We start from the raw sequence: 13,542 nt of genomic DNA, 5'->3' as shown, positions 1-13,542 counted from the left end.
GAACATACTATATTGATGAATGAACAAGGAGTGCTTCACATATGGAAAAATACTTTAATAGCAGTGAAAAAACGATCACCTATGATGAACCATATAGACCACAGCTGCATTTCACCCCTGAATCACAGTGGATGAATGACCCAAATGGGATGGTTTATTATGAAGGAGAGTATCATCTTTTTTATCAATATCATCCATTCGGAAAACAATGGGGACCGATGCACTGGGGGCATGCGGTCAGTGAAAACATGCTTGAATGGAAGCATCTTCCTATTGCACTTGAACCAGATCATTTAGGGATGATCTTTTCAGGGAGTGCCGTCGTAGATTGGCACGATACGAGTGGTTTTTTTGATGGAGGTCACGGACTTGTTGCCATGTATACGAGTGCCGATGAAGACTTTCAACAGCAAAGCGTCGCATACAGCAAGGACCGAGGACGAACGTGGCATAAGTATGACGGTAATCCGGTCATTGCAAACCCTGGGATAAAAGATTTTCGTGATCCAAAAGTGATATGGCATGAGCCTACTAGTCTTTGGGTGATGGTATTAGCTGCCGGTCAAGAAGTGATGTTTTACACGTCAAAGAATTTAATTGATTGGGAGTTTGCTAGTACATTTGGAGAAGGAGCGGGAGCGCACGGTGGCGTGTGGGAGTGCCCAGACCTTCTTGAACTTCCTGTTAAGAATAGTGATGAAAAAAAGTGGGTTCTTCAAGTCGATATTGGTGATGGTGCGATTGCTGGTGGATCTGGTGGTCAGTATTTTATCGGGCATTTTGATGGAAAGAACTTCACAAATGAATCCACATCGACACAGTGGATCGATTATGGAAAAGATTATTATGCGACGCAATCTTTTTCAGATATGCCAACAGAAGATGGACGAACAGTCTGGTTAGCGTGGATGAGTAACTGGCAGTATGCCAACGATGTTCCGACAGATCCTTGGCGAAGTGCGATGAGTTTACCGAGAGAAGTGTCGTTGAAAAAAGAAGTGTCCACTGGTGAAGTGATTCTATTACAACAACCGGTAAAAGAATTGCAACACTTAGTAGAAGCTGTATTTCTTGATGAAACGTTATCTATAAATAATAATAAACGTCAGGTATGCCGACAACCTAGTGAACCTTTTATATTAGATTTGGAATTACCTATGGAAAAAGAAGCGAAAACAACCATCTCTTTTTTTGAAAACGAAAAAGAAAGTTGCGATATGGAGATAAATATGAGTGAATGTATCGTTTCGATCGATAGAAGAGAGATGGCAAACAGTCAGTTTCAAGCAGAGTTTCCTGCTAAAACGGTGTCTCCTTTCAATGGTCATAAAGACACGGTTAAACTAACTATTATTGTCGACAGAGGATCAATTGAAGTGTTTATTAATGACGGAGAGCAAACGATGACAAACCTTGTTTTACCATTACAAGAGGAAATGACTTCTTTTATCTCAGCTAGTAGCACGAGTGAAACCATTGAGGTTAAATGGAAGGGTCATATCCTAAAGTCCGCATGGACATGAGTAATCATCTTTTGATGATTACTCTTTCTATATAACTGTTACGTAATCGATTACGTAACAGTAGTCAATTTAGGAAGGAGGACTGTGTGATTTAGGACAAGTTTGATAAATGACAATGTTGATTTAAAAAACGTGAGAGGGGAATGTCCGATGAAAGTAACCAAACGAAAAAGTATGTTTCTCGCATTAGTTTTTCTACTTACCTTTCAATCATTAATGATCCCATTATCTGAAAAGGTAGGACATGCAAACGATGGAGACAATTCAGAAGAGGGTTTATATGAAATAGACAACCCTAGTTTTGAAACAGGAGATTTAAGCGGTTGGGAAATCCTTGACGGAACATACGATGATAGCAATGTGACTTCTGAAACGGACTATTGGCATGAGGATCCGATTAACAAAGAGGGAGAGTATCATCTTTGGGGAGAAGATCACAAAACTGCCGAAATTAAATCTTCTCATTTCACACTTGGTGGGACAGGTGAGATTACCTTTTTAATCGGTGGCGGAAATGACATTGAGAACCAATATGTTGCTTTAATACGTGCATCTGATGATGAAGAATTAATGCGACAAACGAATGAGAACTTTGATGATTCGGAGAACTATCATCGGGTAACGTGGAATGCGTCCGATTATCTCGGCGAAGAGTTGTATATCTTAATTGTTGATAACGATGATAGTGGTGGATGGTCACACATCAATGTAGACGATTTCAATGTTTATCATTTAGAAGAAGATGATAACGGAACAGAGGAAAGTGACATTGGAGAAGGCTATTACAATGAAGTTCATCGCCCTCAATATCATTTTACACCGGAAGAAAATTGGATGAATGATCCAAATGGGCTCGTATATTATGACGGGGAATACCACATGTTCTACCAACATAATCCAACGGATAATGTGTGGGGGACGATGTATTGGGGACATGCGATCAGTGAAGATCTTGTAAATTGGGATCACCAACCAATTGCGATGTACCCTGATGAGAACGGGTTTATCTGGTCTGGCAGTGTTGTTGTAGATGAAGAAAATACATCTGGGTTTGCAGGTGATGGAGACGTAGCTCCTTTTGTATCACTGTTTACTTATGAACACGGAGATGATAATCAACATGTCGGTGCAGCGTATAGCATCGATAAGGGGCGTACATGGGAGAAATTAGAGGAACCGATCATTAATATGCCAGAAGAATTGCAGGCAAGCAATGATGGATCTGGAGTGTTCCGAGATCCAAACGTATTTTGGCATGATGAAACAGACCAGTGGGTGTTTACGATTGCTGCTGGAGAACAAATTGATTTTTATACATCAGAGAACTTGATAGATTGGCAAAAATCTAGTTCATTTGTTAATCCATCCTCTCATGACTTTGGATTATGGGAATGTCCTGACTTGATTGAAATGTCGGTAGACACAAATGGAGATGGAGAAAAGGATACAAAGAAGTGGGTATTAACAGTAAGTGTGCACAATGCTCCAGCTGGTGGAACTGGGATGGCCTATTTTATTGGTGAATTTGATGGGGAGCAGTTTGAAGCAGATCATGATGTTGTTCGATGGGTCGATTACGGGGCTGACTTTTATGCGGCGGTAACTTGGAACAATTCACCAGAGGAAGATCCGATTTGGATTGGATGGATGAGTAATCCTACCGAATACGCAAATGATACACCAACGTCACCATGGCGAAGTGCGATGACGGTACCGAGAGAACTTTCTCTTGAAAAAGTTGAAGACGACATTCAACTGCAGCAAAAGCCTATCGAGCAACTTGAAAAATTAAGAGGGGAACATCATTCCTTTGAGAACGAAACAATTGGTGAAGCGAACGAACTTTTAGAAGGGCTTACAGGAGACACTTTAGAAATCGAAGCGGAATTCAAATTAGATGAAACCACGTCAGCTGATGAGTTTGGCTTTCACATTCGCAAAAATGAAGACGAGTTTACTAGTGTTGGTTTCGATGTTTTAAACGAAGAAATGTATGTGGATCGTACACAATCAGGAGACGTTAGTTTTCATGATGGTTTTGGTGCAAAGCATGTTTCTGAAGTGACCACGGATAATGACAGTGTGAAAATGCAGATTCTCGTTGATAGATCTTCTGTGGAAGTATTTTTTAATGAAGGAGAGAATGTGTTTACGAATCAACTTTTTCCTGATCCTCAAAGCCAAGGATTAGACATTTTTGCTATAAATGGTGAGGTAGAACTGTTAAGCTTGGAAATTTATGAAATGAAAAAAGCGAATTTTGAACCGAATGATCAGTGGATCAAAAACGACCTTGATAACCTTCCAAATGATATTGAGAACCCTAGTTTTGAAACGGGTGATCTATCTGGTTGGAATGTGATAGGAAATGGCAATGCCTTTGATGGAGTCATCACCGATCAACCTCATTTTTGGGACGATGAAATCCCATTTAATCATGAAGGGGATTATCACTTATGGGGATTTAAAGGTGCGAAGGAAGACCATCTTTCAGATTTACGCACAGGTGTTTTGACGTCTAGCACGTTTGAACTTGCTGGGGATGGGACAATTAACTTCCTTATTGGCGGAGGCGAAGATAGAGATCGATTGTATGTTTCATTGATGCGCGCTTCTGACGGGGAGGAACTGTTTCGTACTACCGGTAGAAATTCTGAACAGTATCGTAGAGTTACTTGGGATGCATCAGATTATATAGGTGATGCGCTTTATATGAAAGTGGCAGACTATCATTCTGGTGGATTTGGTCACATCAATGTAGACGATTTCAATGTTTACAACGAGAGTGATGGAGACGGAGACGTACCTTCTGATCTTCCTGAATTGGTTTCTTACTGGCCTTTTGATGAAGGGGAAGGGAAACAAACAGTGGACAAAGAAATGGAGCTTATCGACGACATTCATTATGTGTTTAATGATGCCATTGATAAACCATCAACAGACCCCCTTTGGCGAGAAGGAATCATGGATCAAGCTTTATTGTTTGATGGTTACTCCACATGGATCGATAGGGATGCCGACGACTTTGTTGAGCTTGACAATACATTCAGTGTTGAAGCTTGGGTTGCACCAAGAGCATATGAGTGGGGAAATGATGGGAAAAAATCAGCGATTGTTAATCAACAAAACCGAGGCCAGGACGAAGGTTTTATTCTTGGTATGGGACGTCACGGGAGCTGGTCATTTGAGGCAGGATTGAATGGCGACTGGTTCGAAGTGTGGGCTGATGATGATCATCCATTGGAAAAATTTGAATGGTCTCATATTGTTGCCACGTTAGACGGATCTAGAAATGTCATGGAACTGTATTTAAATGGAGACAAAGTTGGAGAAGAAACGATCCCAAATCGTGCTTCATTCAGTCCTTCATCTGAACCGTTGCGTATCGGAAAACATAATGAACCCGCGATTATTAACGGTGTTTTTGCGGCAAACATGTTTAATGGTTTAATGGATGAGGTGAAAGTTCATGGCGTTGCCTTGGACGAAGAGGACGTAAGTACATCCTACAACGCTTATGTGGAAAACTTTGATGATAAAAAACATCCTGAACCTTATTTGGATTATGAACGAAGTCGTTATGACGCAGATCGTCATCGACCTCAATATCACTTGATTTCACCGGAACACTGGATGAATGAACCTCATGCACCGTTTTATTTTGAGGGGAAATATCATATTTTTTATCAGCATAATCCTCAAGGTCCTTACTGGAACCATATTCATTGGGGACATGCCGTGAGTGACGATATGATTCATTGGGAAGATCAGCAGGTTGCGTTAGCGCCAGATGGTGATTCGATCTCTCCTGATGGTGTTTGGTCAGGAGATGCGACGTTTGATGAGGACGGAAATCCAGTGCTGTTGTTTACGGCCGGAGACGACAGTATGACGCCTAATCAAATGGTTGGATTGGCCGAAAGTACCTTTCCAGAAGATGGGGATGTGAATTTACCTAACTGGAACATGCACGATGAGCCAGTTAATGTTCAAGCAGAAGACCTTCATGCAGATGAAGGGGACGTCATGTATGGACAATTCCGTGATCCGTATGTGTGGGAAGAAGACGGAACTTATTACCAGCTAGTCAGCTCAGGAATTGAAAAAGATGGCCAGAAAGTTGGAGGAACAGCCCTCTTATATACGTCAGAAGATTTATATGAGTGGGAATACGAAGGACCGTTTTTTACAGGAGATGTCGAAGCTTATCCAGCAACAGGTCACGTTTGGGAACTCCCTGTGTTTTTACCATTAAAAGATGCTAATGGGGATGAAACAGACAAGTATGCCTTTTTTATTAACCCTTGGTATGACGGGTACAGTGAACATGATGTGAAGTATGTATGGCATTGGATTGGGGAGTGGGACCGGGAAAACAACGAATTTGTTCCAGATCACGAAGAACCTAAGCTATTTGATTACGGAGAACATTTCACTGGACCAAGTGGATTTGAAGATCATGACGGCCGCTCGATCTTGTATAGTATTGCTCAAGATCGCCGTTCTGAGCAAGCACACTATGATGCCGGATGGGCTCACAACGCAGGCTTACCTCTTAGCTTGTCATTGACGGACGAGGGGCAATTGGGAATAGAACCAATTGAAGAAGTGGAGAATTTACGTTCCGAACACCTCTTGTCTGAAAAAAATGTGTCAGTGCCTAAGCTACAAAAAGAGTTGGAACATATCGAAGGCGATATGTTGGAAATTAAGCTAGAAGTTGAAAATATCAATGCCGATTCATTTGGTTTAAACGTCAGACAAAGTGATGATAAACGAGAGCAAACATTGCTCTATTATGATTTTTCAGATGAATTATTCGGTATTGATCGAAATCAGTCTAGCTTGGATCCAGATGTTAGAAAAGGGATTCATGAAGGCGAACTAACGTTAGATGAAGAAACGCTGGCTTTAACCGTATATTTGGATCGTTCGATGGTTGAAGCTTATGCAAATGGTGAAAGAAGCATCACGTCAAGAGTTTATCCGACATTGGATGCGATGGGCATCGATGTATGGAGTGATGGTGGCGAGGTGATGATTACGTCGTTCGATGTATGGGAAATGAACTCTGCATATGGAGAGACAGTGCCGGCGATGGAAGTGGATGAAAAAGAAGCTGTGCCTCACAAATCACTCCCAAACCACGATTTTCAGACGGGTGATTTATCTGGATGGAACGTTGTTGAAGGCGATGCTTTCCAAGATGAACATATTACCGATGCTGATGGTTGGGGCTGGGGTGGTCCATTCCTTCAGGCTCATACAGATGTCGACCCAAATCACTATCATTATTGGGGGCACAATGGTGACCTTGGTGGAGATTCGTTAACAGGTGAAATGCAGTCAGAACCGTTTATTTTAGGTGGGGATGGTGCGATAGACTTCCTTGTTGGTGGTGGTCATTCTCCTGATGGTCTTTATGTCGCCTTAGTTCGTGCCTCTGACGATGAATATTTGATGCAGGAAACAGGTCAAAATTCGGAACAATATCGTCGCATTCGATGGGATGCTTCGGATTATATTGGTGATGAACTATATTTGAAAGTAGTGGATCAAGAAACGGAAGGATTTGGACACATTAACTTAGATAACGTAAATGTTCCAGTAGATTTAGACACCGTTTTCGAAAACGAAGAGTTAGTCACTTACTACGGTGATGAAGGGCACGAGGAACCTGCGAAACCAGGAAAACCTGAGAAACCAGGTAAAGGTAATTCGAACGGTTCGCCAGTAAATAAAAAAGAGGAAGACGGGAAAGTGACTCTCGATATATCTAAACACGATAAACAAGTCCTTATTCCTGAACATGCATCTGCTAGAGGGAACAATGGAAAACACGGATTACCATTTGATCCGAGAGAGAAATTCAAAAAGAAAGACCGATAACGTTGTGAAGAATAAAGTGTTTGTTTAAGTTGTTATGGAAAAAAGTCTATGCAAGAGATTTAAATAGTAGAAATTAATCGGAATGGAAGCTGTGATCATCGCAGCTTCCTTTCGTCGTAGATGGACTTTGTGAAAGGAAGCAAAGCCATGGTATAGCGCCCGACGGGAGGTACGACCGATCATGAAAGGAATTAAACCACTGTCATAGTGACCTAAGCGAGTCTATCCCAGTCACCAAAGGAGGTAACGGACTTATATGCGTCTTTATACCAAACTGTCTTGAAGATTCCATCAAATCTATTATTTTCAAAAGATTCTAAACTATTTATCGCTAAAATAGAACAAAAAGGTAAAATGATAGAGTTTAATCGCTAGAATAACCCCCTTGTAGATATTTCCAATGATAGATACAATTTCTTTATAAGCATTTTTGGGGAGGACGTCGATGTGAAAAACAAACAAATGATGTTAGCTTTATTTGGAATGATCGTTGCAGGTTTGGTTTTTTATATGTTTTCTAACTTTACAGACACCACTCTGTCTTCGTCGGTAAATAATAGTAATAACGAGAACGACAGAAATGAACAAGTGGAAATGAATGAAAATGAACCTAACCTGCAAGATGACAACGACGAGAGCAATGCTAATAATGAAAATGATGAACCGGTGAATGAATCAAACGAATCAAACGAAAACGAAAACCAGAATGATAGCGAAGAGCTTGAACGAGTTTTTTTCATGAATGACAATTACTTTTATATTGATCGCAGCGGTCATGAAGACGCTATAAACTATCAACAAGGTAAAGAACAGGAAGCGAAACAATTGATAGACTACCTCCATCAAACGATGAATGATATCGTTGGTTACGGAAACGTCGAGTCTTTGAATTTTGACAATCTACGAGATGGAAAATACCATGACAACAATCGCTTTCATAATAGTATTTTGAAGTTGCAAGAGGAACTACTTGATGATTCTCGGGCATTACATGATATTCGAAATCTAGAAAACTTTTATCAGTTAGGAAGTAGTCTGCATTCGGAAGATCGCATGGCGCTTCGTTATGCTCATCGAGTGATCCATGATTTAGATATTTATGTGAATGGTGCGGGCGATGATGATGATCGAAAAATCTGGGGACTGACAGAAGCTTACGGAAATGATAACGCAATCGAAAGTATGTATGACTATTTAAGAGAATATGGGGAGTCAAATTGACCTCATAACATATAGATTTGAATTGATTAAGTCATTTTTTTCTAAAAATAATGGATGAGGGCTATCTATCGTCGTGGTAAATGACATGACGGTAGGTAGTCTTTTAACTTTGCACTGTTAAATAGAAGAGTTGATTTTAAAAAACTATGGTTCTAAAGAAAAAACGGTCGATAGGTTGCAAAATTAACATCTATTGATAACGAACCTTAATGATAGTAAATGATTATAATTGGTTTTACTTTCAATCATTTAACTAAAAAAGCTCATAAATAAACACCAACGCTGATAGATATTTCAGAATGGCTCAGCGTTGGTGTATAAGGGGGCTAAGAAATAACGATACTTGTGATATAAACTCGTTCCACATCAATATCGGAAAAGGAATCATTTAGTTCATTGCGTATTTCACTTTCAAACCAATTTAATCCATCGCTTCCTTTAAAAGCGTCTCTATCGGTTCCAGACAGAATTTTTGTTACGGTATTTTTTATAAACGGTCTGCCTCTTGATAGTTTTGGGATACCATTGTTGTCAGCAGTGACAAAGGATAAGGAAACTCGAACGAAATCACCGTTGTCTAACATGTAACCATTTTCTTCGAGGTGATAAACGCGGTTTAATTCATCAGCATTTGCAGAAGCTTCATTTCCAAATAAATCTAAATTACTAGGGATGATTAATAGAATAATGACAAGAAAAAACATCGACATGATACCGGACAACATCATGAGCTGCCTTTGTTTTAAAGATTTTGTTGTTTTTTTGGGACTTGTTTCTATCTCATTTTTATTAGCCAAGTTTATCACCTATCTTTGATGAAAAAAATCATCGGTAGTTTTATACATTTAATTATACTTTCGGACTTTAGTCGCGTATATAAAGTTTCATGAATAGTGTAGGATAGTCCTGTTTATTAGATGCAATCAGCCTATATTTGATTAGACAGGATACAAGTCAAGAAGAACTCATTAATTGCCCATTAAGCAAGGACTTATCGAAAATAGTGACCCCGTCTAGTTACCTAAGTCGAGTAATTATCCCAAGAAGAGGGTCACCAGTTACAATACAATTAGTAAAAAACTTAACTAACCCATCCTCTCCTCTTATGCATCGTGTTCCCGAACCAATGGTAACGTGCAACAGCGGAAGGATCCGCCAGATTTGATGATTTCAGTGATGTCGACTTCAATCACATCATATCCTCGGATACGAAGTTGTTGATTTACGTCTCGATTCACAGGTAAACTAAGGATCTTTTTATTTCCGAGAGAAAGGACGTTTGTTCCTAACGTAAATTGTTCTTCATCGTTCACTTCGATTAAGTCGAAATGATTGGCGAGTATTTTCGCTTCTTTTTTATCAAAAGCTTTTGGGTAATAAAGGGCTTCTGTGTTAGAAATGATGTTGAAAACACAGTCCAAGTGTAAGTATTTCTCTGTAAAAGGAACGGTGATCACTTCATACTCGTGCAAGATTTTTTGTAGATGATCAATCGCTTGCTGATTCGTTCGATTACTTAGACCTACGAAAATTTGATGGCCATTAATAATAACATCGCCACCTTCAATCTTATCGCCAATTAAGTTGTAGTAGGAAATCGCCTCCTGCTCTAACCATTCTTTTAAAACATTTTCTTCCCCAATTCTTGCCCCGTGCGCCAGATCAGCTACAAAAATCGTTTGTCCTAACGTGAACCCAATGTCTCGTGTGAAAACCTGTTCCGGATATTGTTCTTTCACAGGGAGAAGAATAACGTCAACGCCATTTTTTTTCAAAGTTTTGACAAGGTTCTTATGTTGTTTAAGCGCATGTTCAATATGGAACTTTTCATTTTTGAAATGTTTTTGCGTTTCATTCATTTGTTCTTTGATAGTCATATATTTTGGTTCACATAAAATGACTCTCGTTAATTTATCATACTCTGTTCTGCATAGAGATTTTACCACCGTTTTTCGAAATAACATGTCTGTTCCTCCAACCTTCGTAACGTTTTGTTCCGTATAGTTTGACCTATTATTGGTTCATTATGAGTAAAAACTACAAGTGGCTGAATTGGTAAAGTGGTATAGACGACTATAATTAAAAATAGTACAATATAACAAAAGAGTTTGGGGTATGAAACCGATGAAGGGGGCAGTATAGATGGGGAAATTAGAAATTATTGTGCAAAATGAAAAAGACGCGCTAGAAGCCGAGAAATTTGGAGCGGATCAACTGGAATTAGTGAGCGCAATCGATGAAGGTGGATTGACGCCAAGTTATGGCACCATCAAACGAGTCGTGAAAAGCGTTGATATTCCAGTGATGGTGATGATACGCCCACACAGTTATTCGTTTCACTATACTGATTTAGAAGCATTAGCGATCATTGAAGACGTGCAGATGATCCGAAACATTGGAGCTGCAGGCATTGTTTTTGGAGCATTAACGAAAGACAATACGATTGATAGAAAACTATTGCGTTCGGTGATCGATGCTGCAGGAGAAATGGATATCACGTTCCATCGTGCGTTTGATCATGTCGACAATGTAAAAGCCGCCTATCGAACGTTATGTGATTATTCAAATCATGTGACAAGGATACTCACCTCTGGCGGGAAAGACGAAGTGCAACGTGGATTATCGACATTGCAATCGTTAATGTCGTTACAAAAACAGTTGAGCGGTCCTGTCATTATGCCTGGAGGAGGATTAAACGAAGGAAATATCGAACGTATTCATAAGGAGTTATTTGCAGAAGAGTATCACATAGGGTCAGCAATGAGGATAAACCGTAAATATTCGGAACGTTTGGATGATAAAAAGATGCACAACCTGCGATTGTTGATAGGGGAGTAAGCTAAATAAAAGGAAGGACGAGGTGACAAGTCCTGGCACGACCGTTTTCCAAAAAAAAGCTTGAAGGGGTGGTTGGATGTTGAAGATTGGTGTGATTGGTTTAGGAGATATTGCTGGGAAGGCGTATTTGCCGGTGCTGAGTGGAATTTCTGATGTGGAGGTTCATTTGTGTACGAGAAATCGGGAGCGGTTGGAGGAGTTAGGGAGCCGTTATCGATTTGAACATTTACACGAGAGTTTGGATTCGCTTATGGAGAGTGGGATTCGTGGGGCGTTTGTTCATTCGTCGACGGCTTCGCATGAGGAGATTGTTCGTGAATTGTTGCTCCATAATATTCATGTGTTTGTGGATAAGCCAATGACTTTTCATGCGGAATCTGCGAGGGGGTTGTATGAATTGGCGAAGAGCCGTCATTTGGTATTGATGGTTGGATTTAATCGGCGATATGCTCCTTCTTATCAGAGGTTGAAGGAGATTGAAGACCCGAATATGGTTGTCATTCAAAAAAATCGGGCGTCGTTACCGGGTGATATTCGGACGTTTGTGTTTGATGATTTCATTCATGTGGCGGATTCGTTGTTGTATTTGTTTCCGTATCCAGTCGATCGTTGGACGGTGACTGGTAGGAAAAAGGGAGATTTGTTGCACCATGTTGTCGTGCAGGGAATGTCTGAATTTGGAACGGCGATTGGGATTATGAATCGGGATAGTGGGACAACGGAGGAAAAGGCTGAGGTCATGAGTCCAAAGGAAAAGGGTGTCGTGTTGAATGTGGCGGATGTTGTGATTCGTCAAGGCAGAGAGGAATGGAAACCGGCGACAAATGATTGGGAACCAACTTTACATAAACGTGGTTTTGAGGAGATGGTTGCTGATTTTCTTCAGGCTGTGGAGTCTGGTTCGGAAACGGAATTATTGTTTTCAAGCGAGGATAGTTTACGGACGCATGAGCTTTGTGAGGAAGTGGTCCAGCAGTTGGAGAAAGAATAACCGTGTCTCATAGAAAAAGCACCCGTTATGGGTGCTATATTTGTGGGATTTTATTCTCGCAACAATGGCAGCGTACAACAGCGAAAGGAACCACCAGATTTGATGATTTCTGAAATGTCTACTTCGATCACTTCGAACCCGCGGTTGCGAAGGTCCTGGTTGATTTGCCGATTTATCGGAAGGCTAAGGATTTTTTTATCACCAAGCGACAAGACGTTGGTTCCTAACGTAAATTGTTCTTCGTCATTAACAGGGATTAGGTCAAATTGTTCTGCTAATATATCAAGCTCAGGTTGTTGAAATGCATCTGGGTAATAAAGAGCTTCGTTTTCAGAGATGATGTTAAATACGCAGTCCAAATGAAGGTATTTTTTTGAAAAAGGGACTGGAATGATTTTATATTTAGGTAATACTTTTTGAATGGGATTGATGGCTTGTTGATTTGTTCGGTGGCTCAGTCCAATGAATAGTTGACCGTCATGAACAATGACGTCGCCGCCTTCAATGTGATTATCGATAAAATGGCAATGAGGTTTTTGTCGCGATTTGAGCCATGACGCAAAGATGCTTTCTTCTCCTACACGACTTTCATGAGCCATATTTGAAACAAATATCGTATGTCCAACAGTGAACCCGATGTCCCTTGTGAAAACTTGTTCTGGAAAGTATTTATGAGCAGGAAGTAGACTTACTTGAACGCCGTGCTTGATCAATGTATCGATTAAATGTTGATGTTGTTTTATCGCTCTATGTTTACGGAACTGATTGTCTTTAAATTGTTTTTGCGTTTCGTTAATGTTTCCGTCAATACTCATATGCTTTGGTTCACAAAGAATGACGTGTTTTAATCGACCATATTCATTTTCACATATCATTTTTACTGTTGATTTTGATATTCCCATGATTCAACCTCCGTTTATCATAGTTTTAAAAAAGGTTCGACAGATGTTGTTAGCATAGCATGTGATCTCATAAAGTTATCGTTCTGATAAACGAAGGTGAGTGGGGGAGTTCGACAAGAATGGATATGCTCATTCTTTTTATTTATATACCTCCGAAAAAAATTAGTAAACGTCAAAT

General features: G+C 40.1%; 8 protein-coding genes. 5 read left to right on the top strand and 3 right to left on the bottom strand.

What is annotated here, in order from left to right:
• The first annotated feature begins 41 nt into the window (after positions 1–41).
• The 3 genes from QDN89_RS08680 (at position 42) to QDN89_RS08670 (ending at position 8,633) form a co-directional block, all read left to right on the top strand.
• Complete coding sequence (locus QDN89_RS08680; protein ID WP_280769715.1) at positions 42–1,523, top strand: glycoside hydrolase family 32 protein; 1,482 nt, start codon at positions 42–44, stop codon at positions 1,521–1,523.
• Between the two features lie 150 nt (positions 1,524–1,673).
• Positions 1,674–7,412, top strand: coding sequence for a GH32 C-terminal domain-containing protein (locus tag QDN89_RS08675; protein WP_280769714.1), 5,739 nt, complete (start codon positions 1,674–1,676; stop codon positions 7,410–7,412).
• Between the two features lie 447 nt (positions 7,413–7,859).
• Positions 7,860–8,633, top strand: a complete 774-nt coding sequence (locus QDN89_RS08670; protein ID WP_280769713.1) for a hypothetical protein — start codon at positions 7,860–7,862, stop codon at positions 8,631–8,633.
• Positions 8,634–8,959: 326 nt separating this feature from the next.
• Here QDN89_RS08670 and QDN89_RS08665 read toward each other — a convergent pair whose 3' ends face one another.
• Both QDN89_RS08665 and QDN89_RS08660 read right to left on the bottom strand, forming a co-directional pair.
• Positions 8,960–9,430, bottom strand: a complete 471-nt coding sequence (locus QDN89_RS08665; protein ID WP_280769712.1) for a flagellar basal body-associated FliL family protein — start codon at positions 9,428–9,430, stop codon at positions 8,960–8,962.
• 306 nt (positions 9,431–9,736) lie between these two features.
• Entirely contained in the window at positions 9,737–10,597 is an 861-nt protein-coding gene (locus tag QDN89_RS08660) for a dimethylarginine dimethylaminohydrolase family protein (RefSeq protein WP_280769711.1), read from the bottom strand.
• Between the two features lie 178 nt (positions 10,598–10,775).
• Here QDN89_RS08660 and QDN89_RS08655 point away from each other — a divergent pair, with 178 nt between their 5' ends.
• Together QDN89_RS08655 and QDN89_RS08650 are read left to right on the top strand one after the other, a co-directional pair.
• Complete coding sequence (locus QDN89_RS08655; protein ID WP_280769710.1) at positions 10,776–11,471, top strand: copper homeostasis protein CutC; 696 nt, start codon at positions 10,776–10,778, stop codon at positions 11,469–11,471.
• Between the two features lie 76 nt (positions 11,472–11,547).
• A complete protein-coding gene (locus QDN89_RS08650) occupies positions 11,548–12,462 on the top strand; it encodes a Gfo/Idh/MocA family protein (protein ID WP_280769709.1) in 915 nt (304 codons plus the stop codon).
• A 50-nt stretch (positions 12,463–12,512) separates the two neighbouring features.
• Here QDN89_RS08650 and QDN89_RS08645 read toward each other — a convergent pair whose 3' ends face one another.
• Positions 12,513–13,364, bottom strand: coding sequence for a dimethylarginine dimethylaminohydrolase family protein (locus tag QDN89_RS08645; protein ID WP_280769708.1), 852 nt, complete (start codon positions 13,362–13,364; stop codon positions 12,513–12,515).
• Positions 13,365–13,542: the final 178 nt, after the last annotated feature.

Origin of the sequence: Salipaludibacillus daqingensis, from assembly GCF_029891575.1 — a bacterium.
GTDB lineage: Bacteria > Bacillota > Bacilli > Bacillales > Salisediminibacteriaceae > Salipaludibacillus > Salipaludibacillus daqingensis.
Note: the sequence above shows the minus strand (reverse complement) of the source record. Positions and strands in the feature narration are given on the sequence as shown.